We start from the raw sequence: 26849 nt of genomic DNA, 5'->3' as shown, positions 1-26849 counted from the left end.
CGTCTGGCCTCGTGAGGCGCTCGCGACGCTGCGGCGCTGAACCCGACCATGGTAAGCGCTCGCTCAGGACGCCCCGCCCACGGGTCAGCCGGCGATCGAGTCCAACTGCTCGGCGGCCGGCCTCAGCGCCCACAGGTCACCGCCGGGCGGTGCCTGGAGCAGGCGTACCGCCTTCCGGGCCCGCGGGTCCCCGGCGTCCGCCGCCGCGTGCACCACGTCGGTCGCCGCGTACCGGTGGAACTCCAGCTCCGGATGCGTCCAGGGCGCGGCGCCGGTCGCGGCGGGCAGCAGGTAGTCGACCGCCTTGAACAGGCTCTGTGCCTCGGGGCCCTGATAGGACCACAGGTCCACGCCGACATGGCGTCCGACGGCCGCGAGCCGTGTGTAGGCCACCAGGTCGAACGTCGAGTAGTGCCAGCTGCGCGTGCGGGCGAGTTCCTGGGGCTGGCTGCCGTCACCGGCGATCTGCGCGTCGATGCGCTTGGCGCGGGCGTCCAGGACGGTCTGCCGGGCGAGCTGCTCGTCGCCGGTCGCGTACGCAAGGGCGGCGAGCTGCATGTCGTAGAAGGTGCCGTGGTTGTTCTTGGCCGCGCCCTCCTCCTTGCCGAAGGCGCTGTCCGTCAGCCAGTCCCGGTAGGCGACGTTCCAGTCGCGCATACGGGTCCGGTCCGCCTTGCTCCAGCCGGGGGCGCCGGTGTTCAGTATGGCGATCGCGTCGAGGACGCCGGTGTAGGACTGCGAGAAGTCGATGATGCCGATGGCACGGCCTTCGTACTTGCAGGGGATGAACTGCCCGTGGTTCAGGTTGGGGTTCATCCTCGTGGCCGGGTCGAGGAACCAGGTGCGCAGGATCTGGGCGGCCTTCTCGGCATAACTCCTCCTGCCCGTGTAGTACCAGGCGAGCGAGAGGTCGTAGGTCGAGTCGAAGACCTTCTCCACGTCCTGGCGGTCGGTGCCGGTGTCGACCTCGGGGTTGCGCTGCCCGTCGCGCTGCTCGTAGGGGCAGCCCCAGGGGTTGTCGGCGGTCTTCGGCTGGGTGGGCCACCAGTAGGGGGCCTGGCTGAGGTAGTCGTGGACGTCCCCACCGGGCGCGGGCTTCGGCTTGTCGACGACCGTCCAGGGGCCCTGCTCCAACCAGGTGTCGGCTCGCGCGGTCAGGTCCTTGAGCGCGCCGCGCAGCCGGGCGTCCCCGTGGTCGAGCCGGATTCCGGTCTGCTGGAGCCGGGTGCCGTCGAGGACGGCCGTCCGCGGGACCTTCTGTGCCGCGTGGGCGGATGCGGCGGGGGTCAGGACGGCCGCGAAGGCGGTCACGGCGGCCAGCAGGGTGGCGAGGCGGGGGCGTGCACTCATCAAGGCTCCGATCATGTATGTGAACGCAGTTCATGACTGGAACCGTGTGAGCGTAGGACCGCCTGGTGCCGGTGACAATGGTTCGGACAGTTCTTCATGTACAGAGAAAGAGAAGCTGCACCATGGACCTCGGCGTGCGCTGGAAGCTGCACGGTGACGGGCGCACGCCCGCGCCCGGAGCGGTCGTCCGTCCCGACGAACGCCTCTCCTGGCCCCGCACGGTCGGGCTCGGCGCCCAGCACGTCGTGGCCATGTTCGGTGCGTCCTTCGTGGCGCCCGTACTCATGGGCCTGGACCCCAACCTGGCGATCATGATGTCCGGCGTCGCCACCGCGATCTTCCTGCTGGCGACGCGTGGCCGGATACCGAGCTACCTCGGCTGTTCACTGTCCTTCGTGGGTGTAGCCGCGGTGATCCGTGCACAGGGCGGCACCAGCGCCACTGTGACCGGCGCGGTGTTCGTCGTGGGCATCGTGCTGTTCCTCGTCGGCCTCGCGGTCCAGCGCTTCGGGGCGCGGATCATCCATGCGGCGATGCCACCGATCGTGACGGGCGCGGTCGTGATGCTGATCGGCTTCAACCTGGCGCCGGTGACCGCGTCGACGTACTGGCCGCAGGACCAGTGGACCGCGCTGCTGGTGATGCTGTTCACCGGGCTGGCCGTGGTGTGCCTGCGCGGCTTCTGGTCCCGGATCGCGATCTTCCTCGGGCTGGTGTTCGGGTACGGGATCTCCTGGCTGTTCGACCGCGTCTTCGGGAAGATCCACTCGGTGGACGCGAGCGGAAAGCCCACCGACCACTGGCGCCTGGACCTGTCCGGCGTCGGCAAGGCGGACTGGATCGGCCTGCCCCACTTCCACGGACCGTCCTTCCAGTGGTCCGCGATCCTGGTGGCCCTGCCCGTGGTGATCGCTCTGGTCGCGGAGAACGCGGGGCACGTCAAGGCGGTCGGCGAGATGACCGGCGATCCGCTGGACGACAGGCTGGGCACGGCGATCTCCGCCGACGGCGTCGCCTCCATGCTCTCGACCGCGGTCGGCGGCCCACCCAACACGACGTACTCCGAGAACATCGGCGTGATGGCCGCCACCCGCGTCTACTCGACCGCCGCCTACTGGGCCGCGGCCGGCTTCGCCCTCCTGTTCGGAATCTGCCCCAAGTTCGGCGCGGTCGTGGCCGCGATCCCCGGCGGAGTGCTCGGCGGCATCACCGTGATCCTGTACGGCATGATCGGTCTGCTCGGCGCGCAGATCTGGCTCCACGCCAAGGTGGACCTGCGCAACCCGCTGAACCTGGTGCCGGCCGCGGCGGGCATCATCATCGGTGTCGGCAACGTCACCATGAAGTTCACCGACCACTTCTCGCTGAGCGGCATCGCACTGGGCACGCTGGTCGTCATCACCGGCTACCACGCGCTGCGGGCGTTCGCCCCGGCCCACCTCAAGGCCCAGGAGCCGCTGCTGGACTCGGGCACCTCCGCCTACGACGAGGAAGCCGGCGAAAAGGCCCACCGGGCCGAGGCGTAGGCGTACGACGGCGAGACGCCCCGGGTTCCCCCTTACCGTCCGACTCGACCGGCGGCTTCCCCCCACGGGCAGGCGTCGATCCCGGCCCGTCCCGTACTCGGCGTCGGGCTCCCCTGTCCCCCTCATGGCCCATCGGTGCCATCCCCCGTTCCGGGGAAGCCCGCGGGCCGGTGGTGCTCCGGTCGGCGTAGGGCTGGGACTCTGCCCTCATGGTGCGGTTGGAGCAGTTCACGACGGAAGTGGACACGGTCGTCACACGCATGCGCGCGCTCGGGGAGACCTGGCCGGAAGACGACGGCGTCGCGGTCTTCAACCGGGTCTACCTCGCCGTCACCGAGGAGATCGACCGGCGCCTGGACGGTGGGTACTTCGCCGACCGACGGCAGACGGTCACGCTGGACGTCCGGTTCGCCGAGCGGTACCTGTCCGTGGCCGAAGGGGCACCGGTTCCAGCCTGCTGGCGGCCGCTGTTCCAGTTCCGGCGCCATCCCGGCGTACGGCCGCTGCAGTTCGCGCTCGCGGGCATCAATGCGCACATCGGGCACGACCTGGCGCTCGCCGTCGTGGACGCCTGTCGTACGCTCCGCTGCGAACCGGCCGATGTCGAGGACGAGTTCGAGCGTGTCGGCGACGTCCTCGTCGCGCTGGAGGAGCGCATCCGCGAAGACCTCATGCCCGGTCCCGACCTGCTCGAGATCGCCGACCCGCTCACCCATCTGATCGGCGCCTGGAGCCTGGAGCGGGCACGCGAGGGGGCCTGGGCGGCGGCCAGGGCCCTGTGGGCGCTGCGGGAACTGGCGGACGTGGCCGAGGAGCTCGAACGGCGCCTCGACGCCGCGGTGGGGTTCGCGAGCCGGATGCTGCTCGTGCCACTGCCGCGCCGATCCGGCCATCCCTGCCTGCCGGCCGGGGAACTCCCTTGAGATCGCTGTACGTTGACCCGCGCAGACCCCCTTGCGAAGGAGCACAGGCATGGCGACCCGGCTCGGACTCGGCCTTCCGCAGAACCGGCAGTACCACCTCGGCAAGGACGTGCCCGACGTGGCACGCACCGCCGAGCAGATCGGCTACGAGAGCCTGTGGGTGTACGAGCGGGCCCTGTACCCGGAGCCCGCCGGGCAGGGCCTGTACGGCATCGAGGGCCTCCCCTGGCCGGACTCGTATCGTGACGTGGCCGACCCCCTGGTCACCCTCACCCTGGCCGCGGCGGCCACCGAGCGGGCCCGGCTCGGCTCGAGCGTGCTGGTCGCCCCGCTGCACCAGCCGTTCCAGCTGGCCAAGGCCCTGGCCTCGCTGGACGCGGCGAGCGGCGGACGGGTGATCGCCGGCTTCGGCACCGGCTGGTCCCTGGACGAGTACGCGGCCGCGGGCATCCGCCCGTTCGAGGAGCGCGGCCAGGTGCTGGACGAGGTGATCGATGTGTGCCGCGCGGTGTGGGGCCCGGACCCGGTGCGCTACGAGGGCCGTATCACGAAGATCACGTCCGCCGTGGTCGGCCCCAAGCCCGCCCGGCCGATCCCGATCCTGCTCGCCGCGGGCAACAGGAAGGCCCTGACCCGGCTCGTCGACCACGCCGACGGCTGGCTGCCGGTGGGCATGGGCGTCGAGCAGATCGCCACCCAGTGGCAGGAACTGCAGGACCTGGCGGCCGAGCGCGGCCGTCCGGAGCCCCTCCAGACGGTCCTGCGGGTGAACGCCGAGTACCAGGCCAAGGCCTACGACGGCGCCGACCGCCGCCCCTTCCAGGGCAGCGCCGACCAGATCGTCGAGGACCTGGTCGCGCACGCGTCGATCGGTCTGGATGAGATCCTCGTCGACCTCCAGGCCCCTTTGCGGGACGCCCAGGAGCTCAAGGACGTCGCCGCGGAGGTGTACGAGAAGGCGCGGGCGGCCGGGGTGTGACCGCCCTCGGGGGGCTCAGTCCTCCGGGAGTTCGACGGGTGCGATCTCGTCGTAGACGTCACCGGGGCCGGGGTTGGCCGGGTCGGTCGCGCCGCCGAGGTGGTGCATGACGCCCCACACGGCGTTGAGCGCGGTCTGCACGGCGCCCTCGGCCCAGCCGGCCGTCCAGGAGATGTCGTCGCCCGCGAGGAAGATGCCCCGCTTGTCGTCGGGCAGCCGGTCCTGCATGAAGTGCGTGAACAGGCGCCGCTGGTACCGGTAGTGGCCGGGCAGGTTGGCCTTGAACGCGCCCATGAAGTAGGGCTCGTTCTCCCAGGAGACCGTGACCGGGTTGCCGATGATGTGCTTCCTGATGTCGACCTTCGGGTAGATCTCGCCGAGCGACTTCAGCATGACCTCCATCCGCTCGTTGGCGGACAGCGGCAGCCACTTCAGGCTGTCGTCGCACCAGGTGTACGACAGGCAGATGACGGCGGGCTTGTCGGGTCCGTTGTCGAGCAGATACGTCCCGCGGGTCATCCGGTCGGTCAGCGTCATCGACATGACGTCGCGGCCGGTCTCCTCGTCCTTGTCGAGCCAGAACGGCCGGTCGACGGGCACGAAGAGCTTGCTGGACTCCATGTAGTGGGTGCGCTCCATGGCGGTCCAGTGGTCGATCGGGAAGAGGGCGTCGTCGCACTGGATCTTGGACAGCAGCATCCAGGACTGGGCGGTGAAGATCGCCGCCCGGTAGGTGCGGATGTCGCCGTTCGCGTCCGTCACCGTGATCCGGTTGCCCGTGGTGCGGTGCAGCCGCGTCACGGCGGGGCGGGGCTCGCCGTTCACGTGCAGGGACTTCAGGGAGGTCCCGTGCGGCCAGTGCACGATCTTCTCCGGCTCGCGCTCCCACAGACGCAGCGGCAGCTGCTGGGAACCGCCGACGATGCCGCGGTGGTGGTCGTCGGCCTCGGTGTAGACGACCCGCAGGATCTCCAGGATGGAGTTCGGGAAGTCGGTGTCCCAGCCGCCGGTGCCGAAGCCGACCTGGCCGAAGATCTCGCGGTGCCGGAAGGACTTGAAGGCCTCGGATTCGCAGAGGAAGCCGTAGAAGGTCTGGTTGTCGAGCTTCTCGACCAGCTTCGACCAGATCTCACGGATGCGCTTGACGTCGCGCTCTCGCATGGCGCGGTTCATGTCGGAGAAGTCGGCGCCCTCCTCCAGGCACCGGTTCCAGGCGCCTGCGACGTCACGGTAGACCTGCGGCAGGTCGTCGATCGTCTCGGCGTAGTGCGACTCGCCCTTGAGGTCGACGACGGTCGACGGGGTGGCCTCCGCGAGCGGGTTGGGGAACGGCCTCGTCTCCAGGCCCACCAGGTCGATGTAGTGCTGCAGGGCCGTGGAGGACGGCGGGAAGCGCATGGCGCCCATCTCGGCGGTCAGCGACGGGTCGCACCCGTCGAAGCCCACCGTCCGCAGCCGGCCGCCGATCTGGTCGGCCTCGTACACGACGGGCTTGAGGCCCATCTTCATCAGCTCGTACGCGGCGACGATGCCGGACAGGCCGCCGCCGATGACGGCCACCTCGGTGCCGTGCTCGGTCGCGGGTATCTGGCCGAGGCCCGCCGGGTGGGCGAGGAAGTCGTCGTACGCGTACGGGAAGTCCGGGCCGAACATGGTGATCGGCGGCTGCTGCTCGTCTGCGTGCTCGACGGCGTTGGGCACCGTGGACGTCATGGGGTACGGACTCCTTGCGCGGAAAGATCTCGGTGGAGGCTCGGGGAGGCTGGGGGTCAGACCAGGGACCCGTAGAGGCCGGGGCGGCGGTCCTTCAGGTACGGGTTCGCCTCGCGGGAGGCGGCGAGGTGGACGGGGTCGACGTCGGCGAGGAGGAGCTCCTCGACGCGGCCGGCCCTGGCCCGGGCGACCCCGTCGGGACCGGCCAGGGTGGAGAGCCCGACGAACTCGAACTCGCCTTCCTGCCCGACCCGGTTGACGTAGGCCACGTACATCTGGTTCTCGAAGGCCCGCACCGGCACGAGGGACTCGGCGACGAACTGGAACGGATGCATCTGCGCCGTGGGCACGATCAGGAGGTCGGTGCCGGCCAGGGCGTGGGCGCGGACGTTCTCCGGGAACTCGACGTCGTAGCAGATCATGATGCCGACGCGCAGACCGTCGAGTTCCGCCTGGACGACCGGCTGGTCGCCCGGGGTGAAGTGGTCGCGTTCGAAGCAGCCGAACAGGTGGGTCTTGCGGTAGTTCGCGAGGCGGGTGCCGTCGGCGGAGATCAGCTGGGCGGAGTTGAAGACCGTCTCGCCGTCCCGCTCCGGGTAGCCGTAGGCGACCGCGAGACCGTGCCGGGAGGAGATCTCGGCGATCGCGTCCGCCCAGTCGCCGTCGGCGGGCTCGGCGAGGCGGGCGATGTCACCGCCGATCGCGTACCCGGTGAGGAACATCTCCGGGGCGACCAGCAGCCCGGCGCCCGCGGCGGCGGCACGCCCCGCGGCCTGGTCGAGGACCTTGAGGTTCTCGCCGACCGATCCGGGATGTCCGGAGCTCTGGAGCAGGGCGGTGCGCATGCGTGTTTCTCCACCGGTACGGAAGGGGGTCGGGGGTCAGTTAGACGGTACGGTCGCGCCCTTGGGCCGGACAAGAAGGAGCCGTTGCGCGCCGATGAGCGATTCGTTGCGTCCGCCGGGGCTTCGACGGCGATTCGTTGCGCGGCCCCCTCGCCCTCGGCCGCAGCGTCGTTGCGCCGTTGTCACCGCTCGGACGCTGCGGGCTTCACCCCCACCACGTGGTGGGCGACCATGCCCGTGGCGCAGCAGCACGCATTGCGGAGGGAGCCTTGTGGACACGCTGGGTGGAATCGTGGCACTGCCGTACGTCGACGAGCACACGACGGTCGTCGCGGCGGAGGCCGACGCCGTGTGGTCGGGCATCGGCGACGTACTGGACCGTTCTTTCGGGGGGCCCGGCGCGGCCCGCTACGCCCGCCTGGTCGGATGCGCCGACCGCGCGGCGTCCGGCCCGCGACCGCTGGCCGAGGGGTCCACGCTGCCCGGATTCCGGGTGGTCTCCGTCGTCCCGGGGCGGGAGCTGGTGCTCTGCGGGCGTCACCGTTTCTCGTCGTACGCCCTGATCTTCCGCCTCGAACCGGCCGGTCCCGGCCGCTCGCGTCTGCGCGCCGAGACCCGAGCGCTCTTCCCCGGACTGGCCGGCGGCCTGTACCGGCGACTCGTCATCGGCACGGGCGGGCATGCGGCCGGCATGCGGCGTCTGCTGTCCGCGATCCGGCGCCGGTCCCTGTGACGTGGATCAGCCGGGTGCGCCCGACGAGAAGCGGCGCAGCAGCGGGGAGAGGACCAGGACCGACTTCGTCCGTTCGACGAACGGCTCGCCCGCGATGCGCTCCAGCACGCGCTCGAAGTGGCGCATGTCGGAGGCGAAGACCTGAGCGATCGCGTCCGCCTCACCGGTGACGGTGGAGGCGGCCACGACCTCCTGGTAGCGCTCCAGGCCCCGCTGGATGGTCTCCGGCGAGGTGTTGCGCCGGCAGTAGATCTCGACGAACCCCTCGGTCTCCCAGCCGAGCGCCCCCGGGTCCACCCGGACGGTGAACCCGGTGATGGCGCCGGTCGCGCGAAGCCGGTCCACGCGCCGTTTCACGGCGGGCGCGGACAGGCCGACCAGCTGCCCGATGTCCGCGTAGGAGCGGCGGGCGTCCTCGGCGAGGGCGTGCACGATGCGTTCGTCGAGATCGTTCAGCAAGGCGGGTGGTTCACTTCTCTGTGACGGCTTCGGTACCCGCGGGGTCCGCGGCGGCCAGCCGGGACCGCCGGTGGCCATAGAGGAAGTAGAACACGAGCCCGACGGCCATCCAGGCCCCGAAGACCACCCAGGTGACGGCCGAGAGGCTGCCCATCATCCACACGCAGAAGGCGAAGCCGAGCGCGGGCAGCACCGGCGACAGCGGCACCCGGAAGGTGCGGGTCATGTGCGGACGGGTCCGGCGCAGCACCACGACCGCGACATTGACCAGCGCGAAGGCGAACAGCGTGCCGATGCTGGTGGCGTCGGCGAGCTGGCCGAGCGGGATCGCGGCGGCGAGCACACCGCAGAAGACGGACACGATGAGCGTGTTGGCGCGGGGCGTGCCGGTCTTCGGGTGGACCCGTGAGAACACCTTGGGCACCAGGCCGTCGCGGGACATCGCGAAGAGGATGCGGGTCTGGCCGTAGAGCACGGTCAGGACCACGCTCGCGATGGCGATGACCGCGCAGGCCGCGAGGAGGGTGCCCCAGAAGGTCTGCCCGGTGACGTCTTTCATGATCTGGGCGAGCGCGGCCTCGGAGTCGTTGAACCGGCGCCAGGGCTTCGCGCCCACGGCGACGGCCGCGACGACGACGTACAGCGCCGTGACGATGACCAGCGACAGCATGATGGCGCGCGGCAGATCGCGCTGCGCGTTCTTCGCCTCCTCGCCGGCCGTGGAGGCGGCGTCGAAGCCGATGTAGGAGAAGAAGAGCGTGGCCCCCGCGGCGCTGACGCCGGCCATGCCGAGCGGCATGAAGTTCGCGTAGTTGCCCGAGCGGAAACCCTGGACGCCGATCAGACAGAACAGCAGCAGCGCGGCGATCTTCACCACGACCATGATCGTGTTGGCCCGGGCGGACTCCCTGGCTCCGCCGAGCAGGAACGCCATGGCGAGCAGCACGACGATCAGCGCCGGCAGGTTGAACACGCCGCCGTCCCCGGGCGGCGCCGACAGCGCTGTGGGGATGGTGACGCCGATGGTGCCGTCGAGCAGCTCGTTGAGGTACTCGCCCCAGCCGACGGCGACGGCGGCCACCGACACGCCGTACTCGAGGACCAGGCACCAGCCGCAGATCCAGGCGATCAGCTCGCCCATCGTTGCGTATGCGTACGAGTAGGAGGACCCGGAGACGGGGATCGTGCCCGCCAGCTCGGCGTACGACAGTGCGGAGAAGAGGGCGGTGAGACCGGCGATCACGAACGAGAGGGTGACGGCGGGTCCGGCCTTCGGCACGGCCTCGCCGAGGACCACGAAGATGCCGGTGCCGAGCGTGGCACCGATGCTGATCATGGTGAGCTGCCACAGCCCGAGGGACCGCCGCAGGGTCCCTCCCTCGCCCTGGCCACCCTCGGCGACCAGGTGTTCCACCGGCTTGCGGCGCATCAGACGCGCGCCGAGGCCGGGGACGGCGGGGGCTGGGTGACTGCGGGACTGAGGGGGTGCGCCTTGGTCGAGCACGCGTCGGCTCCTTATCGCTGCCGGTCAAGGGGGCGGGCGAGACCGGCGGCGCCCCGGGGGGCGGGGACCGCCGAGCGGGGTCCTCGCCACGCCGCGTACAGCGCAGACCCTATGAGTCGCCCCTTCACGGGCGTAATGCAGCAACCTTGCGCATCTCCGCAAGATCGTTGCGTTCATCGAACCTTCGCGCGTATTTGTTGCGCGGGCCGTTTCGATGGTTGCGCCCGCCTGCTGGACGCCACCGCCGACGCTCCGTGTCCCGGCCGGGACACGCCGAGGCCCCCGCTCTCCCGCCGAGGGGACAACAGGGGCCGCGCGTAAGGGAGTTGTGTCAGCTCCAGCTGGCGTGCAGCGGCTTGCCCTCCGCGTAGCCCGCCGCGCTCTGGATGCCGACGACGGCCCGCTCCGCGAACTCCTCCAGGGAGCCCGCACCGGCATAGGTGCAGGAGGAGCGGACACCCGCGATGACCGAGTCGATCAGGTCCTCGACGCCCGGGCGGGCCGGGTCGAGGAACATCCGGGACGTCGAGATGCCCTCCTCGAACAGCCCCTTGCGGGCGCGGTCGTACGCGGACTCCTCCGACGTGCGGTTGCGGACCGCGCGCGCCGAGGCCATGCCGAACGACTCCTTGTACAGCCGGCCGTTCGCGTCCTGCTGGAGGTCGCCGGGCGACTCGTACGTGCCCGCGAACCAGGAGCCGACCATCACGTTGGACGCGCCCGCCGCCAGCGCCATCGCGACGTCGCGCGGGTGGCGGACACCGCCGTCGGCCCACACGTGCTTGCCGTACTTCTTCGCCTCGGCGGCGCACTCCAGGACGGCCGAGAACTGCGGGCGGCCGACGCCGGTCATCATGCGCGTGGTGCACATGGCACCGGGGCCCACACCGACCTTGACGATGTCCGCTCCGGCCTCGATCAGGTCACGCACACCCTCGGCGGCGACGACGTTGCCCGCCACGAGCGGGACCTGCGGGTCCAGCGCCCGTACCGCCCTCAGGGTGTTGATCATCGACTCCTGGTGGCCGTGCGCGGTGTCGATGACCAGCGTGTCGACGCCCGAGTCGAGCAGCTGCTTGGCCTTGCCGACCGCGTCGCCGTTGATGCCGACGGCGGCGGCGATGCGCAGCCTGCCGTGCGCGTCCGTGGCCGGCGTGTAGAGCGTGGCCCGCAGGGCGCCCTTGCGGGTGAGGATGCCGGCGAGCTTGCCGTCCTCGTCGACGGCGGGCGCGTAGCGGCGGTTGGCGGTGTCGAGGACGTTGAAGGCCTCGCGCGGGTCGATCCCGGCGTCGAGCAGCAGCAGGTCCTTGGACATGACCACTTCGAGCTGGGTGAAGCGGTCCACGCCGGAGAGGTCGGCGTCGGTGACCACGCCGATCGGCCGGTGCTCCTCGTCGACGACCACACCCGCGTTGTGCGCGCGCTTGGGCAGCAGCGAAAGGGCGTCGGCGACGGTCTGGTGCGGGGCCAGCACGATCGGGGTGTCCAGCACCAGGTGGCGGCCCTTGACCCAGGAGATGACCTCGGTGACCACATCGATCGGGATGTCCTGCGGTATGACGACCAGGCCGCCGCGCCGGGCCACCGTCTCCGCCATGCGGCGGCCGGCGATGGCGGTCATGTTGGCGACGACGATCGGGATGGTCGTGCCCGTGCCGTCCGGGGAGGCGAGGTCCACGTCCTGGCGGGAGCCGACGGAGGAGCGGCTCGGCACCATGAAGACGTCGTCGTAGGTCAGGTCATAGGCAGGCTGGATGTCATTGAGGAAACGCACGTGCTGCACATCCCAGTCGATCAGAGGTGGCCCCCGGACAGGTCAGCCAGGGGGAAGAGCACGTACTTCATTCTCCCATGACGGGCGCCCCACGAACCCCGGGCGAATCATCCAGGCAGGTCAGAGGGGTCTTTGTGGCTTCATCCAAGCGTCAGCGCCACGGACAGGCCCGGCATCTGGTCCGCCGCCTCGGTGAACACCTCCCGGGCGGTCTCCCACTCCTCGGGGCACGCCCTCGCGTACTCCTCCCAGCCGCGTACGACGAGCAGCAGGCCCCGCTCGACGGCCGGCTCGGGCCAGACGGTGTCGTCGGTGAGCGAGTCGGCGAGCGCGTCCCAGTTGCGGCCGAACCAGTACGGCAGGTCCAGGGCGCGCACGACCCGCTCCATGAACGCCGCCTTGTCGGCGACACCGTCCAGATCCAGCGTGACCAGGAACCGTTCCCCCAGGTCGTCGGTCATCTCAGCACCGCCCGGAACGTGTCGTAGTGGTCGTCGGTGTAGTAGGTCTCCCCGCCCTGCCCGGTGACGATGCGCCGGGCTCCGCGGTCGTGCGCGCCGGGGGTCGGCACCGTGTACTCGTGGTAGTAGCCGCGCGGGTGCGCGGGCAGCCGGTGCTCGAAGTTGCCGAAGACGGTGCCGTCCTGCGCGTAGGGATAGGGGCCGCCTTTGTCGATGAGGGCGAGGGTGTGCCGGGCCTCGGCGGGGAGCCGGTCCTCCTTGACCGTGGCCATGTGCCCGGCCCATGACGGGGCGGGCGCGCGGGTGCCGGTGTCCGTGGCCGAGCACCCGGTGAGCAGGACGGTCAGACAGACGAGGAGCCCCGCGAGCAGGCGGGGGACGGACCGCGGCAGCATGATGCCGATGCTGCCACAGCCGCCCCGCCGGGAGGTCCTGTCAGGGCCCGTCAGTGTCCGTCAGTGTCCGTCGGGGTCTGCCCGATTCAGCGCGGGCGTCGGCGTCGGGCCCGCCGTCATCAGGTAGTCCGCCGCCGCCGTGTCCGTCACGAGGCTGGTGACGAGCCCGGAGCGCAGCACCGCGTCGATCGCGGCCGCCTTGCGCTGCCCGCCCGCGATCGCGACAACCTCGGGGATACGGCGGAGCTGGTCCGCCTTGACGGTGATGCAGCGCTCCCCCAGGTCCCGTCCGACCCGGCGGCCCTCGGCGTCGAAGAGGTGCGCGGCCATCTCGGCGGCGACGCCGAGGGAGGCGTAGTGGGCGCGCTCCTCCTCGGTGAGCATGTCGTGCACCGTGGAGATACCGGGCTCCCAGGAGCCGATGGAGACACAGGCGACCGTCACCTTGTCGAAGTACTCGAAGGCGCGCGCGATCCCCGTCTGGTTGCGCAGGGCCGCCGCGGTCGCCGCGTCCGGGAGCAGCATCGGCGCGTAGATGGGGTGGGCGTCGCCGCCCGAGACCTGCGCGGCACGGCGCACCGCCTCCACCGAGCCGCGCTCGGAGGTCCCCGCGTCGTACACGCCCGTCAGCTGCACCACCGTGCACGGCGGCAGCCGGTCGAGGGCCGCCGCCATGTGGATGGTGGAGCGGCCCCAGGCCAGGCCCAGCACGTCCCCCTCGGTGACCAGCTCGCCGAGCAGGTCGGCGGCCACCTCGCCGAGGTTCTCGGGGTCGGGCGACTCCTCGGCCTCGGCCGGGGACTCGACCACGACGGCGTGCCTGAGGCCGTAGCGGGCGCGCAGCGCGTCGGAGCGCTCGGCGTCCAGCTCGGCCGGCACACGGATCTCGATGCGCACCAGATCCCTTTCGAGGGCGGTCTCCAGGACCCTGGCCACCTTGAAGCGGCTGACGCCGAACTCCTCGGCGATCTGGATCTTGGACTTGCCCTCGAGGTAGAAGCGGCGGGCCATGGCCGCCGCCTGCACCAGCTCAGCGGGTCCCATCCGCATGGCTGACCGGCCCGCCGACATACCCGACACGGCCATCTCCTCACTGCTGTTCACACTCTGCATTCGCCGTTCATCCTTGCAGATCCGGCGTAGACGATCAGCCCGGACGGTCGGCGTTCAGGTTCCGTTGTCTCACTCGTCGCACGCCCACGAGGCCCGGGCCGTCGCCCGCTCCGCCTGGGTGCGCAATGCACGTACCGCGGCGGCCGGGTCGGCCGCCCCGTACACCGCCGAGCCGGCCACGAAGACGTCCGCTCCCGCCTCCGCGCACTGTTCGATGGTGGAGGCCGAGACACCGCCGTCGACCTGCAGCCACAGCTCAAGACCGTGCTTGCTGATCAGCTCACGGGTGCGGCGGATCTTGGGCAGCATGATGTCCAGGAAGGCCTGGCCGCCGAAGCCGGGCTCGACCGTCATGATCAGCAGCATGTCCAGCTCGGGCAGCAGGTCCTCGTACGGCTCGATGGGCGTCGCGGGCTTGAGGGCCATGGAGGCCCGGGCGCCCTTGGCGCGGATCTCGCGGGCGAGCCGCACCGGCGCCGCGGCCGCCTCGACGTGGAAGGTGACGGAGGAGGCACCCGCTTCGACGTACTGGGGTGCCCACCGATCGGCGTCCGCGATCATCAGATGGCAGTCCAGCGGGGTGTCCGTCGACCGGGCCAGGGACTCCACGACCGGCACGCCGAGCGTGAGGTTGGGGACGAAATGGTTGTCCATCACGTCGACGTGGAGCCAGTCGGCGCCCTCCACGGCCTTCGCCTCCTCGGCGAGGCGGGCGAAGTCGGCGGACAGGATGCTGGGGTTGATCTGCACGGCCATGCCCCAAGCCTGCCATGCCCTGCCCCGGTTGCTCGCGCCGGTACCCGCCAGAACCCATCGCTCCGCGCCGCGTGCCCGGACGGCGCGGCCACCGTCATGTCCGGCCGCACCCATCAGGGACTCACCAACACGGTCCCGCACCACCTCACCGGGCCGGTCGGGCAGCCGCTCCTCACCGTCCACCGGCGTCCGAACCGTCGAGTCCGGCCCGGCGAACGGCACGGGCCGTCGCGCGTTCAGCCGGTGCGGCGGATGAGGGCCAGATACATCGCGTCCGTGCCGTGCAGATGCGGCCAGAGCTGGATGTCGGGGCCGTCGCCCAGGTCCGGCAAGCCCGGCAGCAGCGGCCGGGCGTCGATGAGTTCGGCGTCGCGGTACTGCTTGAGGACGTCGTCGACCACCGCGCGGGTCTCGGCCAGGTGCGGCGAGCAGGTGGCGTAGCCGACGACGCCTCCGACCCGTACGGACTCCAGGGCCGTGCGCAGCAGGGAGCGCTGCAGCGGCGCGAACCCGTCGAGGTCCTCGGGCCGGCGGCGCCAGCGCGCCTCGGGGCGGCGGCGCAGGGCGCCGAGGCCCGTGCAGGGCACGTCCATCAGGACCCGGTCGAAGGTGCCGGGCCGCCACGGCGGCCGGGTGCCGTCGGCGGCGACGACCTGGTACGGGCCGGGATTCCCGGCCAGCGCCTTCGCCACCAGGCCGGCCCGGTGCGGCTGCTTCTCGGAGGCCAGCAGCACGGCTCCGCGCTCGGCGGCGAGGGCGGCGAGCAGGGCGGCCTTGCCGCCGGGCCCGGCGCACCCGTCCAGCCAGGCCCGGTCGGGCCCGTCGAGGGGCGCACCGGCGAGGGCGAGTGCGACGAGCTGGCTGCCCTCGTCCTGGACGCCCGCACGGCCCTCGCGTACGGCCTCCACCGAGCCGGGCTCGCCGCCCTCGGTGAGCCGGACGGCGTACGGCGACCAGCGGCCCGGCAGCGCGGCGGGCTCGCTGAGGAGTTCCTCGGTGGTGGAGCGGCCGGGCCGGGCGACGAGGGTGACCTCGGGACGTTCGTTGTCCGCCGCGAGGAGTTCCTCGATGCCGGCGCGTCCGCCGCCGAGGGAGTCCCACAAAGCGGAGACGACCCAGCGCGGGTGCGAGTGCACGACGGCGAGGTGGTCCTCGGGGTCGTCGTCGTACGGGGGTGCCACCCGCTCCAGCCAGGCGTCGAGGTCGTCCTGGGCGACCTTGCGCAGAACGGCGTTGACGAACTTGGCCCGCCCGTCGCCGAGCACCACGCGCGCCAGCTCGACGGTCGCGGACACCGCGGCGTGGGTGGGGATCCGCGTACCGAGCAACTGGTGGACGCCGAGGCTCAGCACGTCCAGCACGGGCGGGTCGACCTCGCGCAGCGGCCGGTCGACGCAGGCGGAGAGTATGGCGTCGTACGTGCCCTGCCGGCGCAGTGTCCCGTACACCAGCTCGGTGGCGAGCGCCGCGTCCCGCCCGTCGATGTCGCCCTTCTCCCGCGCCTTGCGCAGCAGCGGCGGCAGGACGAGGTTGGCGTACGCGTCCCGTTCGTCCACCGCCCGCAGGGCGTCGAAGGCGAGGATGCGGACGGGGTCCTTCTGGGGCCGGCGGTAGGGCTTGCCGGGCTTGCGGGGACGGCGGGACTGCTCGGTCACGAAAAGGTGCTCCGGTTGTGGGACGGCGTGCGCTTACAGCGTACGTCCGGGAAATATCGGGCCGACGCAGAGGTCAGCGGGGTCTGCCGCCAGGGGGTGTCCGACCATTGGCGTCGCGTCCCCGGCGGGCTTCGTCAGGCACCCCCCAGGGTCTCCGCGGCGCCGATGCGCACCCCGCGCGCCCAGTCCGCGGCCTTCATCGGCTTCTTGCCCTGGGCCTGCACCCACACAAGTTCGACCGCGTGCGAACCGGTGCCGACGTACACGTTGTTCTTGCCGACGGACAGCCGCCCGGGTGCGAGGTCCGTCACCTCGGGCCGGGGCGTGACCTGGATGAGCTTGAGCCGTTCGCCGCGGAAGGTGGTCCAGGCGCCGGGCGCGGGTGTGCAGGCGCGCACCACGCGGTCCACGCGCAACGCGGGCGCGGACCAGTCGACCTGCGCGTCCTCGACGGTGATCTTCGGGGCGAGCGTGACGCCCTCGGCGGGCTGCGGCACGGCCTTGAGGGTGCCGTCCTCGATGCCGTCGATGGTGGCCTCGAGCAGTCCGGCGCCGGCGAAGGCGAGCCGGGTGAGCAGGTCGCCGCTGGTGTCGGTGGGACGGATCCGCTCGGTGACGGTGCCGTAGACGGGACCGGAGTCCAGGCCCTCCTCGATGAGGAAGGTGGAGGCACCGGTGATCTCGTCGCCCGCCATGATGGAGTGCTGCACGGGGGCGGCGCCGCGCCAGGCGGGCAGCAGGGAGAAGTGCAGGTTGACCCAGCCGTGGGCGGGGATGTCGAGGGCGACACGGGGCAGGAGCGCGCCATAGGCGACGACGGGGCAGCAGTCGGGCGCGATCTCCCTGAGGCGTGCGAGGAAGTCCTCGTCCCGGGGCCTGTCCGGCTTGAGGACCTCGATGCCCGCCTCCTCCGCCCGCTCGGCGACGGGGCTGGCGACGAGCCTGCGCCCGCGCCCGGCCGGTGCGTCGGGCCGGGTGACGACGGCGGCCACCTCGTGCCGGTCCGACGCGATCAGAGCGTCCAGCGCGGGAACGGCGACCTCGGGGGTACCTGCGAAGACGAGCTTCATGGGTGGGTGACGGCCTCTCGGGCGGGAGTTCTGACGGACCCACAGGTCCCGGCCGGACCGGGCCTGCGGGCGGCGCACCAGTCTAGGACGTGGCGGGGCGCGCCCGGCCGCAGGCGGGGGCTCGCAGCGCACGCCGTCCGCCGGGGGCGTACGCATATGCTCTTACGCCCCCGCAGCGTGACCACAGGCCCGAATGCGCGTTGGTCAAGAAAGAGTTGACCACAAGCGGGCCGCTGTAGCGGCCCGATCCTTTTCAACGCCGGTTCGAGAGGCTTGTTCATGGCCGACCACGCAACCCACGACGCCCAGGCCCGGGCCAGCCTGCACTTGCTGGTGCGGGACATCGAGCGGGTCCGCCGGCAGGTGGACGCACTGCGCACCCTCACCGCCCAGTTGGGCAATGTCTACCGCCCGCGGCGCTCCGGCCCGTCCACGGGCTTCGTCGTCTACGGACGCGCTCCCGCCCCGACCGTCCGTCTCGCCCAGGAGCTGCGGGACAGTGTCGAGACCCTGGTCACCGCGGCCGTGGACTTCGACCGCTCGCTCGGCTTCTCTTGGGACGCCGTGGGCTCCGCGCTCGGAGTCACCAAGCAGGCGGTCCACCGCCGTTACGGCGCCCGCCGTGCCGCCGCGCAGGCGGCCGCCGAGGCCGATCGCGCGGCGGAACCGTCCGGTACCCGCGCGGTCAACGTGGGCTCGGGCATCCCCACGGTGCCCGCGGCCCGCTCGATGCCGACCCAGCCGACGGCGGGCAGCCCCACTCTCCGCGACGAGGCGAGGCCGACCGCCTTCCCCGGACCGCGCAACGGCTGAGGCCGCCCCTTCTGCTCTGCCTCCCGGCCGCAGCGGGAGGCAGTTCCGTCCCGAACCACCGACCGGTCGGCTCCGTCCCCGGTGCCCCTGCCCGATGGCGGCCGTCACCCGATGTCCGGCGGATCGATCCGGATCCGTACCGCGTCGCCGCCGGCCCGTGCCGTCCGGGTGGCCAGCGCGGTCTTCAGGGCGGTCGCCAGTGCGGCCCCGCTCCCGGGCGGCACGCGGACCAGCGCCCGCTCCCAGCGCTCCCCCGGCGGCGGCCCCCCGACCCTGCGGGGCCGCCCGGCTTCGGTGACCGGCAGCGGGACGGGTCCCAACACCTCGGCGGCGGGCGGGAGACGGGCGCCTGCGAGGAAGTCCGCGACGGCCTCGGCCGGTCCCGACACCGCCGCCATCCGCGACACCGGTGGGAATCCCAGCTCCGCCCGCTCGGCCAGTTCGCGCACCGCGTGCCCGATGGGATCCCACCGGACGAGCGCCTGCACGGGCCGTAGCGTCGGCTCGGCGACGATCACGACCGTGCCGCCCACGGACTGCGGCCTCACCAGCGCGCTCGCGCCGATCCACCGCCGCAGAGCGTCCTCGCCCGACCGCAGATCGGGCCGCCCCAGCATGGCCCATCCGTCCAGGAGCAGCGCCGCCGCGTACCCGCCCTCGGCGACGGGCTCGGCCCCCGGGGTGCTGACGACCAGGGCCGGTGTCCCCGGCACCGTGTCCAGCACCTGCTCGCGCCCGGAGGTCCGCACCGGAACGGCCGGGAATGCCCGCCCCAGCTCCTCGGCGGTCCGACGCGCCCCCACGATCTGGGCCCGCAACCGGAACCCACCGCACTCCGGACAGTGCCAGGCGCTCTCCTCCCGCCCGCACCAGCCGCACCTCAGCTCCCCGGCCTCCTGTCCCGCCAGCGGCCCGGCGCAGTGCCGGCAGCGCGCGGGGGCCCGGCACTGCGCGCAGGCCATCCGGGGCACATAGCCGCGCCGGGGCACCTGCACCAGAACCGGTCCGTGCCGCAGTCCCTCCCGTGCGACCTCCCAGGCGAGCGTGGGCAGTCGTGCGGCCCGCGCCGCCTCGTCGCGTGCGAGGTCCTGGTCGCCCACCGTCCGTACGAGCGGTGCGGTGGAACGCACCTGCTCGCGGTCGGCGACCAGCGGTGCGGCCCATCCGCTCTCCACGAGCTGGGCGGCATCGACGGTGCAGGTCCAGCTCCCCAGCAGGAAGCCGCACTTCTCGCGGGTGGCGCGCAGCTCCAGCACCTCGCGGACATGGGGGAAGGGGGCGTGGTCGTCGCTGTGACTGGCGTCCCCGTCGTCCCACACGACGACGAGCCCCAGGTTCCGCACGGGCGCGAACATGGCGGCCCGTGTCCCGACGACGGCCCGTACGGCCCCCCGGCGCACGGCGAGCCACTCCCGGTACCGCCGCTCCTGTCCGGCGTCGGCGGTCAGCACCGCATGCTGCCCCTCACCGATCAGCTCGCGCAGCGCGGTGTCGACCCGTGCCACGGCCCGCCCGGCGGGCACGACGACCAGGGCGCCCCGCCCGGAGGCGAGCGTGGCCTGCACGGCCCGGGCGATCTCCTGCGCCCACTGGGGGCCCGGCAGGGCGGTCCACACGGCCCGGGGCACACCGCCGGCGGCCAGTGAGCGCAGGAAGTCCGCGCCCCGCCCGTACCGCCGCCACGATCCGGGCTCCGGCGCGGACGGAGGCGCTGGCGGCGTGCCCGACTCAGCGGCCTCCGCGCGCGCGTGCCGTGGCGGGACCGCGAGCTGGAGTACGTCCGCGAGGCTGCCGGCATAACGGTCGGCGACGGCGCGGGCCAGGCCCAGCAACTCGGGCGAGAGGACGGGCTCGGGTGACACGACCTGCGCGAGCGCCGCGAGGGGCCCCGCGTAGTCGGACTCGGCCACCCGCTCGACCAGAAACCCGTCGATGAGCCCGCCGCCCTCGCGCCGCCCGTCCCGCACCGAGCGCCCGCCGGCCCCGAACCGCACCCGGACCCGGACCCCGGGCCGGGCGACGGCGTCGAGCTCCTCGGGAACGGCGTAGTCGAAGTAGCGGTCCAGATGCAGCACGCCCTTGTCGACCACCACCCGCGCGACGGGCAGTTCCTTGGCCGGCGAGGCCCCCCGCCAGGTCCGCGGCTTGGCCCGGGGCGCCTTGGCCTTGCGCACCGCGTCCCGCAGCAGGGCAAGCTGCTCGGGCGGTGCGGCGTCCGACCCGCCCGCCCGCTGCTGCCCGTTCTCGCTGCTCACGCTTGCATTCTTACCAAACGCCACTGACAGCCGACGTCCGCCGAGACGACTCCGCCCGCGCAGGGCCCGTCTTTCGCATCAGGCCGTCGCAAAGACAGGCCCCCAGGCCCCTGACCCCGCTCTGCCGGGCGCTTTTCCACGCGCCGAGGCCCGGCCACCCCGAAGGGCGCCGGGCCTCGTAGAGCCGTGCTGGAGGGCCTTACAGACCCGCCGCCTTGCGCAGGGCCTCCACCCGGTCCGTGCGCTCCCAGGTGAAGTCGGGCAGCTCGCGGCCGAAGTGCCCGTACGCCGCGGTCTGGGAGTAGATGGGGCGGAGCAGGTCGAGGTCGCGGATGATCGCGGCCGGGCGGAGGTCGAAGACCTCGGTGATCGCGTGCTCGATCTTCTCGGCGTCGACCTTGGCCGTGCCGAAGGTCTCCACGAAAAGGCCGACCGGCTCGGCCTTGCCGATCGCGTACGCCACCTGGACCTCGCAGCGGGAGGCCAGGCCCGCGGCGACCACGTTCTTGGCGACCCAGCGCATCGCGTACGCGGCCGAGCGGTCCACCTTGGAGGGGTCCTTGCCGGAGAAGGCGCCGCCGCCGTGGCGGGCCATGCCGCCGTACGTGTCGATGATGATCTTCCGCCCGGTCAGTCCCGCGTCGCCCATCGGACCGCCGATCTCGAAGCGGCCGGTGGGGTTGACCAGCAGGCGGTAGCCCTCGGTCTCGATCTTGATGCCGTCGTCCAGCAGCGCCTTCAGCTCCGGCTCGACCACGAATTCGCGGATGTCGGGGGCCAGCAGCGAGTCCAGGTCGATGTCGCTCGCGTGCTGCGAGGAGACGACCACCGTGTCCAGACGGACCGCCTTGTCACCGTCGTACTCGATGGTGACCTGCGTCTTGCCGTCCGGGCGCAGGTAGGGGATCGTCCCGTTCTTGCGGACGTCGGACAGGCGCTTGGACAGGCGGTGCGCCAGGAAGATCGGCAGCGGCATCAGCGTCGGCGTCTCGTCCGACGCGTAGCCGAACATCAGGCCCTGGTCACCGGCGCCCTGCCGGTCCAGCTCGTCGTCGTCGCCCTCGACCCGGGTCTCGTACGCCGTGTCCACACCCTGCGCGATGTCCGGGGACTGCGCGCCGATCGACACCGACACACCACAGGACGCGCCGTCGAAGCCCTTCTTCGACGAGTCGTAGCCGATCTCGAGGATCTTGCTGCGAACCAGCGTCGCGATGTCCGCGTACGCCTTGGTCGTGACCTCACCGGCCACGTGCACCAGGCCGGTCGTGATCAGCGTCTCCACGGCGACCCGGGACGTCGGGTCCTCGCGCAGAAGCGCGTCGAGAATGGTGTCGCTGATCTGGTCAGCGATCTTGTCGGGGTGGCCCTCGGTCACGGACTCCGAGGTGAACAGGCGACGGGACACAACGCTCCCTGTGGTTGCAGCGGCTGCTGGCTGATCATGGGCGGACGGGACGGGGGCTGCGCCCGGCGTCGTCCGAGAAACAGTTTATCGGTCGCGCTCTGCCACCGGCCCAGGTGTCTCGCTTCTCGGGAGCCCTGTGACCTGCGGCACGGGCATTCTGCCGAATGCCCAGCGCTGTTTCCAGGGTCGCCACGCGGCAATGTCCGGGGCTTGAAGGAGCGGTGAAGTGCGGGAGATCTTCAGGTGAGGCGGTGAGAGACGAGGTCCCACACCGTCTCGGCGAGGGCTTCCTTGGGCCCGTGCGGCACCGGGGTCTCGCTGCCGTCGGCGCCCAGCACGACCGCCTCGTTCTCCTCGGAGCCGAAGGTCTTGCGCTCCCCCACCTCGTTCACCACGAGCAGGTCGCAGCCCTTGCGCGCCAGCTTCGCCCGGCCGTTCGCCAGCACGTCGTCGGTCTCCGCGGCGAAACCGACGACGATCTGATCCGGGCGGGCGCGGTCGGCCGAGATCTCCGCCAGGATGTCGGGATTCCTGATCAGAGTGATGGGCTCCGGGTCCTGCCCGTCCTTCTTCTTGATCTTCCCCGGTGCGTAGGTCGCCGGGCGGAAGTCCGCCACCGCCGCCGCCATCACGACGGCGTCGGCGTCCGCAGCCGCCTTGAGGACCGCCTCGCGCAGTTGCACGGCGGTCTCCACCGGTATGACGTCGACTCCGGCCGGGTCGGGCAGAGCCGTGTTCGCGGCGATCAGGGTGACGCGGGCGCCCCGGGCCGCGGCCGTGCGCGCGAGGGCGTAGCCCTGCTTGCCGGAGGAGCGGTTGCCGAGGAAGCGGACGGGGTCGAGGGGCTCACGGGTGCCGCCGGCGCTGACGACGACGTGCCGCCCCGCGAGGTCGGGCTCGCTGACGCCTCGGGCGAGCACCCGGCGGCAGATCTCGAAGATCTCGGCCGGTTCGGGCAGTCGGCCCTTGCCGGTGTCGACGCCGGTCAGCCGGCCGACCGCCGGTTCGATGACGACGGCGCCGCGGCGGCGCAGCGTCGCCACGTTCTCCTGTGTGGCCGGGTGCTCCCACATCTCCGTGTGCATGGCCGGGGCGAAGACGACCGGGCAGCGGGCCGTGAGAAGCGTGTTTGTGAGGAGGTCGTCGGCGAGGCCGTGGGCGGCCTTGGCGAGCGTGTCGGCGGTGGCCGGGGCGACCACCACCAGGTCGGCGCTCTGGCCGATGCGGACGTGCGGGACCTCGTGGACGTCGTCCCAGACCTCCGTGGAGACCGGGTTGCCGGAGAGGGCGGACCAGGTGGCGGCGCCGACGAAGTGCAGCGCGGAGGCGGTCGGCACGACGCGGACGTCATGCCCGGACTCGGTCAGTCTGCGCAGCAGCTCGCACGCCTTGTAGGCGGCGATACCGCCACTGACCCCCAGAACGACCTTCGGCTTGCCCACCGGGCCTCCCCGCACTCGACACCTGCACGCCGCGGCTCATCGGCGTACGCGTCTATGAGACACCACAGGCCCGACAGTCGCGCTGCCGGGCCTGTGGAAAAGCCTACTGCGATCAGTAGATACTACTTATCGCCACCGCGTGGTCACTGGGCCGGGCCCTCGACGGACTCGGAGGTCAGCAGACCCGCGTTGATCTCGCGCAGAGCGATCGAGAGCGGCTTCTCGTGGACGTGGGTGTCCACGAGCGGACCGACGTACTCGAGGAGGCCCTCACCGAGCTGCGAGTAGTACGCGTTGATCTGGCGGGCCCGCTTGGCCGCGTAGATCACGAGGCTGTACTTCGAGTCGGTGGCCTCGAGGAGCTCGTCGATCGGCGGGTTGATGATGCCCTCGGGCGCGGTGATGGAAGAGGACACGCTCTACCTTCCGAAGATGGGAAAGATCAGACCTGATCACACAACCCTGATCACACAACGTTCATCAAGGCTAGCAGCTCGCGCGCCACGTCCTCGACCGAGGTGTTGACCAGGGTCTCGTCGAACTCGGGCTCGGCCGCCAGCTCTGTCCTGGCCGCCTCCAAGCGGCGCTCGATGACCTCGGGCGGCTCGGTGCCCCGCCCGGTGAGTCTGCGCACGAGCTCCTCCCAGGAGGGAGGAGCCAGGAACACGAGCTGTGCCTCGGACATGGACTCGCGGACCTGCCGGGCACCCTGGAGGTCGATCTCCAGCAGGACCGGCACCCCGGCCTCGAGGTGCTCGATCACGGCGGCCCGCGGCGTCCCGTAGCGGTTGCCGGCGAACTCGGCCCACTCCAGCAGCTCGCCGTTGGCGATCAGCTTGTCCATCTCGTCGTCGGTGACGAAGAAGTAGTGGACTCCGTGCCGCTCACCGGGGCGGGGCGCGCGGGTCGTCGCCGACACCGAGAGCCAGACCTCGGGGTGTTCCTTGCGCATATGGGCGACGACCGTGCTCTTGCCGACCCCCGAGGGGCCGGAGAGCACGGTCAGCCGCGGACGTTCACTCATGCAGCGATTATTCCAGCAATCCCGGAGTGCCCCGGACTCAGCTGGCGGTGCCGCCGAACTCGCGCTCGAGAGAGGCGATCTGGTTGGAACCCAGGCCCCGCACGCGGCGGCTCTCGGAGATCCCGAGTCGCTCCATGATCTGCTTGGCGCGGACCTTGCCCACGCCCGGCAGGGACTCGAGGAGGGCGGAGACCTTCATCTTGCCGATGACGTCGTTCTCCTGGCCCTGCTTGATGACCTCGTGAAGGGAGGCGCCGGAGTGCTTGAGTCGATTCTTGACCTCGGCCCGCTCCCGGCGAGCCGCGGCGGCCTTTTCGAGCGCGGCTGCGCGCTGTTCGGGGGTAAGGGGCGGAAGAGCCACGCCTACGTCACCTCGGATGTCGAACTGTCGGATACGGACCGGTGAGGAACCTAGTCGCCCCACACCTGGGGAGCTACGAGCAACACGCTTGCCCGTTCTCCCCCACTGCCTTGAGAGCGTGGGAGGTGCCCTCACTCGTCGGAGACTAGCGGGCAAGTCCGCCAGAGTCAGCGAGAACAGCGGAAAAGTCCTGGTCAGCCTCTGTTGAGACGGACCTTTCGGACATACTGCCCCGGATTTGAGGATGTATCCAGACCTCGAGCCGTCCTGGAAGGACTCTTCCGCGCGCCCGTGCGCCCCGCGAGGCGCTATTCGGCGTCCAGGGCGCCGCGGATCTCGTCGGCGAAGCGTTGCGCGGCGTCACGCAGCGCGACGACGTCGGGACCGTGACGAAGAACACCCCGGCTGACGTTCGGGACGACATTGCGCACCGCCGCGCCGAACACCGCCGGAAGATCGGCGGGAGTGGCCCCCTGGGCACCGATGCCGGGGGCGAGGAGCGGCCCGTTGATGGCCAGGTCGTACGACGACAGGTCGCCGAGCGTGGCGCCGACGACCGCGCCGAAGGAGCCGAGAGGCTCCTCCCCCGCGTTCTCGGCCGCGAGGTGGGCGAGCATCGTCGCTCCGACGTTCCGTCCGTCGGACCGCAGGGCGTGCTGCACCTCGCCGCCCTCCGGGTTGGAGGTCAGGGCGAGCACGAACAGCCCGGCTCCGCTCTCCCGCGCCAGCTCCACGGCCGGCTTCAGGGAGCCGTAGCCGAGGTACGGCGAGACCGTGAGCGCGTCGGAGAACAGCGGGGCGTCCTTGTGCAGGAAGGACTCGGCGTACGCGGCCATGGTCGAGCCGATGTCGCCGCGCTTGGCGTCCATGACGACCAGCGCCCCGGCCGCCCGCGCCTCGGCGACCGCCGTCTCCAGGACCGCGACGCCGCGCGACCCGAACCGCTCGAAGAACGCGCTCTGCGGCTTGAGCACGGCGACCCGGTCGGCCATGGCCTCCACGACGGTGCGGCTGAACCGCTCCAGCCCGGCGACATCGTCGTTCAGGCCCCACTTGGTGAGCAGCGAGGCGTGCGGGTCGATCCCGACGCACAGCGGGCCGCGCTCGTCCATGGCGCGGCGCAGTCGCGTGCCGAAGGGCTCCAGAGGACTCATGCGGCCTTCCTCACGTCGGCGCCGACCGCGTCGGCGAGGGTGGCGTACGGGCTCGTACGGAGGCGGGCGAGGAGCCCCTTGTGGATGGCGCGGCTCCAGAAGGGCCCCTCGTAGATGAAGGCGCTGTAGCCCTGCACCAGCGTGGCACCGGCCAGGATGCGCTGCCAGGCGTCCTCGGCGCTCTCGATGCCGCCGACGCCCACCAGGGTGACGCGGTCGCCCACGCGCGCGTAGAGGCGCCGCAGGACCTCCAGAGAGCGCGTTTTCAGCGGTGCACCCGACAGTCCGCCGGCCTCCTTCACAAGTGCGGGCTCCGACCTCAGGCCGAGGCCCTCGCGCGCGATGGTGGTGTTCGTGGCGATGATCCCGTCCAGGCCCAGCTCCACCGCCAGGTCGGCGACGGCGTCGATGTCCTCGTCGGCGAGATCCGGGGCGATCTTCACGAGGAGCGGTACGCGCCGTGCGCGGACCGTCCGGTCCGCGGCCTCGCGGACGGCGGTCAGCAGCGGGCGCAGCGCCTCGGTGGCCTGCAGGTTGCGCAGGCCGGGCGTGTTCGGGGAGGAGACGTTGACGACCAGGTAGTCGGCGTAGGGTGCGAGCCGCTCGGTCGACTTCACGTAGTCCTGGACGGCCTCGGCCTCCGGGACGACCTTGGTCTTGCCGATGTTGACGCCCACCACCGTCTTGAACACGGGTGTACGGGTCGCCAGGCGCGCGGCTACGGCGAGCGATCCCTCGTTGTTGAAGCCCATGCGGTTGATCAGCGCACGGTCCGCGACGAGACGGAACAGCCGCTTCTTGGGGTTGCCGGGCTGCGGCTCCCCCGTCACCGTGCCGATCTCGACGTGGTCGAAGCCCAGCATCGACATCCCGTCGATCGCGACGGCGTCCTTGTCGAACCCGGCGGCCAGCCCGAACGGGCCGTGCATGCGCAGCCCGAGGGCCTCCGTGCGCAGCTCCTTGTGGCGGGGCGCGAGGGCGGCCGCCAGGAAGGTGCGCAGCACGGGGATGCGGGCGGCGTGGCGGATCCAGCGGAAGGCCAGGTAGTGGGCCTGCTCCGGGTCCATCCGCTGGAAGACCAGGCGGAAGAAAAGCTTGTACATGTCTCGGGAGTCCTCAGGAGTCCTCATGATGCT

25 protein-coding genes are annotated in these 26849 nt (G+C 71.6%); 5 read left to right on the top strand and 20 right to left on the bottom strand.

Annotated elements, in window-relative coordinates:
* Positions 1-84: 84 nt before the first annotated feature.
* Positions 85-1350 (bottom strand): alginate lyase family protein, encoded by a 1266-nt coding sequence (locus tag ACIRC0_RS32510; protein WP_403623366.1) that lies wholly within the window; start codon positions 1348-1350, stop codon positions 85-87.
* A gap of 122 nt (positions 1351-1472) precedes the next feature.
* On the opposite strand from ACIRC0_RS32510, the gene ACIRC0_RS32505 reads away from it, so the two are divergent.
* From ACIRC0_RS32505 to ACIRC0_RS32495, 3 genes are all read left to right on the top strand, one after another.
* Positions 1473-2876: a uracil-xanthine permease family protein gene (locus tag ACIRC0_RS32505; protein ID WP_403623363.1), complete on the top strand. Its 1404-nt coding sequence runs from the start codon at positions 1473-1475 to the stop codon at positions 2874-2876.
* Positions 2877-3085: 209 nt separating this feature from the next.
* Complete coding sequence (locus tag ACIRC0_RS32500; protein ID WP_403623360.1) at positions 3086-3799, top strand: DUF5995 family protein; 714 nt, start codon at positions 3086-3088, stop codon at positions 3797-3799.
* A 49-nt stretch (positions 3800-3848) separates the two neighbouring features.
* Positions 3849-4778, top strand: coding sequence for an LLM class F420-dependent oxidoreductase (locus ACIRC0_RS32495; protein WP_403623357.1), 930 nt, complete (start codon positions 3849-3851; stop codon positions 4776-4778).
* A 15-nt stretch (positions 4779-4793) separates the two neighbouring features.
* Here ACIRC0_RS32495 and ACIRC0_RS32490 read toward each other — a convergent pair whose 3' ends face one another.
* Both ACIRC0_RS32490 and ACIRC0_RS32485 read right to left on the bottom strand, forming a co-directional pair.
* Entirely contained in the window at positions 4794-6491 is a 1698-nt protein-coding gene (locus ACIRC0_RS32490) for a flavin monoamine oxidase family protein (protein WP_403623354.1), read from the bottom strand.
* A gap of 56 nt (positions 6492-6547) precedes the next feature.
* Entirely contained in the window at positions 6548-7336 is a 789-nt protein-coding gene (locus tag ACIRC0_RS32485; RefSeq protein ID WP_403623351.1) for a carbon-nitrogen hydrolase family protein, read from the bottom strand.
* 271 nt (positions 7337-7607) lie between these two features.
* Here ACIRC0_RS32485 and ACIRC0_RS32480 point away from each other — a divergent pair, with 271 nt between their 5' ends.
* Complete coding sequence (locus ACIRC0_RS32480; protein WP_403623348.1) at positions 7608-8069, top strand: hypothetical protein; 462 nt, start codon at positions 7608-7610, stop codon at positions 8067-8069.
* 6 nt (positions 8070-8075) lie between these two features.
* On the opposite strand, the gene ACIRC0_RS32475 is transcribed toward ACIRC0_RS32480, so the two are convergent.
* The 9 genes from ACIRC0_RS32475 to fmt form a co-directional block, all read right to left on the bottom strand.
* Positions 8076-8528, bottom strand: coding sequence for an Lrp/AsnC family transcriptional regulator (locus ACIRC0_RS32475; protein ID WP_103845108.1), 453 nt, complete (start codon positions 8526-8528; stop codon positions 8076-8078).
* Positions 8529-8538: 10 nt separating this feature from the next.
* Complete coding sequence (locus ACIRC0_RS32470; protein ID WP_403623345.1) at positions 8539-10032, bottom strand: amino acid permease; 1494 nt, start codon at positions 10030-10032, stop codon at positions 8539-8541.
* A gap of 331 nt (positions 10033-10363) precedes the next feature.
* Positions 10364-11806 (bottom strand): GuaB1 family IMP dehydrogenase-related protein, encoded by a 1443-nt coding sequence (locus ACIRC0_RS32465; RefSeq protein ID WP_403623342.1) that lies wholly within the window; start codon positions 11804-11806, stop codon positions 10364-10366.
* A gap of 140 nt (positions 11807-11946) precedes the next feature.
* Positions 11947-12267 (bottom strand): barstar family protein, encoded by a 321-nt coding sequence (locus ACIRC0_RS32460; RefSeq protein WP_403623339.1) that lies wholly within the window; start codon positions 12265-12267, stop codon positions 11947-11949.
* Positions 12264-12662, bottom strand: a complete 399-nt coding sequence (locus tag ACIRC0_RS32455) for a ribonuclease domain-containing protein (protein WP_403623336.1) — start codon at positions 12660-12662, stop codon at positions 12264-12266. The genes ACIRC0_RS32460 and ACIRC0_RS32455 overlap by 4 nt, the downstream gene beginning before the upstream one ends.
* A gap of 60 nt (positions 12663-12722) precedes the next feature.
* Positions 12723-13766, bottom strand: a complete 1044-nt coding sequence (locus ACIRC0_RS32450) for a sugar-binding transcriptional regulator (RefSeq protein ID WP_388573800.1) — start codon at positions 13764-13766, stop codon at positions 12723-12725.
* A 78-nt stretch (positions 13767-13844) separates the two neighbouring features.
* Positions 13845-14531 (bottom strand): ribulose-phosphate 3-epimerase, encoded by a 687-nt coding sequence (gene rpe / locus ACIRC0_RS32445; protein ID WP_403623333.1) that lies wholly within the window; start codon positions 14529-14531, stop codon positions 13845-13847.
* A 236-nt stretch (positions 14532-14767) separates the two neighbouring features.
* The gene (locus tag ACIRC0_RS32440) at positions 14768-16186 is read right to left on the bottom strand and encodes an RsmB/NOP family class I SAM-dependent RNA methyltransferase (RefSeq protein WP_403623330.1); all 1419 of its coding nucleotides are present in this window, start codon (positions 16184-16186) and stop codon (positions 14768-14770) included.
* A gap of 134 nt (positions 16187-16320) precedes the next feature.
* Positions 16321-17256: a methionyl-tRNA formyltransferase gene (gene fmt / locus ACIRC0_RS32435; RefSeq protein WP_403623327.1), complete on the bottom strand. Its 936-nt coding sequence runs from the start codon at positions 17254-17256 to the stop codon at positions 16321-16323.
* A gap of 279 nt (positions 17257-17535) precedes the next feature.
* Here fmt and ACIRC0_RS32430 point away from each other — a divergent pair, with 279 nt between their 5' ends.
* Positions 17536-18069 (top strand): hypothetical protein, encoded by a 534-nt coding sequence (locus ACIRC0_RS32430; protein WP_403623325.1) that lies wholly within the window; start codon positions 17536-17538, stop codon positions 18067-18069.
* Positions 18070-18173: 104 nt separating this feature from the next.
* Here the strand turns inward: ACIRC0_RS32430 and ACIRC0_RS32425 are convergent, their stop codons facing one another.
* The 8 genes from ACIRC0_RS32425 to ACIRC0_RS32390 all read right to left on the bottom strand — a co-directional run bounded on the left by ACIRC0_RS32425 (position 18174) and on the right by ACIRC0_RS32390 (position 26816).
* Positions 18174-20324, bottom strand: coding sequence for a primosomal protein N' (locus ACIRC0_RS32425; RefSeq protein ID WP_403623322.1), 2151 nt, complete (start codon positions 20322-20324; stop codon positions 18174-18176).
* A 199-nt stretch (positions 20325-20523) separates the two neighbouring features.
* Entirely contained in the window at positions 20524-21732 is a 1209-nt protein-coding gene (gene metK / locus ACIRC0_RS32420; protein ID WP_403623319.1) for a methionine adenosyltransferase, read from the bottom strand.
* Positions 21733-21971: 239 nt separating this feature from the next.
* A complete protein-coding gene (gene coaBC, locus ACIRC0_RS32415) occupies positions 21972-23174 on the bottom strand; it encodes a bifunctional phosphopantothenoylcysteine decarboxylase/phosphopantothenate--cysteine ligase CoaBC (protein ID WP_403623316.1) in 1203 nt (400 codons plus the stop codon).
* Between the two features lie 143 nt (positions 23175-23317).
* Positions 23318-23590, bottom strand: a complete 273-nt coding sequence (rpoZ, locus tag ACIRC0_RS32410; RefSeq protein WP_200421180.1) for a DNA-directed RNA polymerase subunit omega — start codon at positions 23588-23590, stop codon at positions 23318-23320.
* Between the two features lie 50 nt (positions 23591-23640).
* On the bottom strand, positions 23641-24198 hold the full coding sequence (gene gmk / locus ACIRC0_RS32405) for a guanylate kinase (protein WP_403623313.1): 558 nt from the start codon (positions 24196-24198) through the stop codon (positions 23641-23643).
* A gap of 37 nt (positions 24199-24235) precedes the next feature.
* Positions 24236-24559: an integration host factor gene (locus tag ACIRC0_RS32400; protein ID WP_103844829.1), complete on the bottom strand. Its 324-nt coding sequence runs from the start codon at positions 24557-24559 to the stop codon at positions 24236-24238.
* Positions 24560-24867: 308 nt separating this feature from the next.
* Positions 24868-25713 (bottom strand): orotidine-5'-phosphate decarboxylase, encoded by an 846-nt coding sequence (pyrF, locus tag ACIRC0_RS32395; protein WP_403623310.1) that lies wholly within the window; start codon positions 25711-25713, stop codon positions 24868-24870.
* Positions 25710-26816, bottom strand: coding sequence for a quinone-dependent dihydroorotate dehydrogenase (locus ACIRC0_RS32390; RefSeq protein WP_403623307.1), 1107 nt, complete (start codon positions 26814-26816; stop codon positions 25710-25712). Before ACIRC0_RS32390 ends, pyrF begins: the two co-directional genes overlap by 4 nt.
* Positions 26817-26849 lie beyond the last annotated feature (33 nt).

The sequence above is a fragment of the Streptomyces sp. NPDC093984 genome (assembly GCF_044764595.1).
In the GTDB taxonomy this organism is placed as follows: Bacteria; Actinomycetota; Actinomycetes; order Streptomycetales; family Streptomycetaceae; genus Streptomyces; species Streptomyces cynarae.
This window is presented reverse-complemented; position numbering and strand designations above follow the sequence as displayed.

Excerpts from the sequence above, each read along its gene's own strand:
- ACIRC0_RS32510 (WP_403623366.1), bottom strand. The coding sequence starts at position 1,350 with ATGAGTGCACGCCCCCGCCTCGCCACCCTGCTGGCCGCCGTGACCGCC.
- ACIRC0_RS32505 (WP_403623363.1), top strand. The coding sequence starts at position 1,473 with ATGGACCTCGGCGTGCGCTGGAAGCTGCACGGTGACGGGCGCACGCCC.
- ACIRC0_RS32500 (WP_403623360.1), top strand. The coding sequence starts at position 3,086 with ATGGTGCGGTTGGAGCAGTTCACGACGGAAGTGGACACGGTCGTCACA.
- ACIRC0_RS32495 (WP_403623357.1), top strand. The coding sequence starts at position 3,849 with ATGGCGACCCGGCTCGGACTCGGCCTTCCGCAGAACCGGCAGTACCAC.
- ACIRC0_RS32490 (WP_403623354.1), bottom strand. The coding sequence starts at position 6,491 with ATGACGTCCACGGTGCCCAACGCCGTCGAGCACGCAGACGAGCAGCAG.
- ACIRC0_RS32485 (WP_403623351.1), bottom strand. The coding sequence starts at position 7,336 with ATGCGCACCGCCCTGCTCCAGAGCTCCGGACATCCCGGATCGGTCGGC.
- ACIRC0_RS32460 (WP_403623339.1), bottom strand. The coding sequence starts at position 12,267 with ATGACCGACGACCTGGGGGAACGGTTCCTGGTCACGCTGGATCTGGAC.
- ACIRC0_RS32455 (WP_403623336.1), bottom strand. The coding sequence starts at position 12,662 with ATGCTGCCGCGGTCCGTCCCCCGCCTGCTCGCGGGGCTCCTCGTCTGT.
- rpe (WP_403623333.1), bottom strand. The coding sequence starts at position 14,531 with ATGGCCGTGCAGATCAACCCCAGCATCCTGTCCGCCGACTTCGCCCGC.
- fmt (WP_403623327.1), bottom strand. The coding sequence starts at position 17,256 with ATGAAGCTCGTCTTCGCAGGTACCCCCGAGGTCGCCGTTCCCGCGCTG.
- ACIRC0_RS32430 (WP_403623325.1), top strand. The coding sequence starts at position 17,536 with ATGGCCGACCACGCAACCCACGACGCCCAGGCCCGGGCCAGCCTGCAC.
- gmk (WP_403623313.1), bottom strand. The coding sequence starts at position 24,198 with ATGAGTGAACGTCCGCGGCTGACCGTGCTCTCCGGCCCCTCGGGGGTC.
- pyrF (WP_403623310.1), bottom strand. The coding sequence starts at position 25,713 with ATGAGTCCTCTGGAGCCCTTCGGCACGCGACTGCGCCGCGCCATGGAC.
- ACIRC0_RS32390 (WP_403623307.1), bottom strand. The coding sequence starts at position 26,816 with ATGTACAAGCTTTTCTTCCGCCTGGTCTTCCAGCGGATGGACCCGGAG.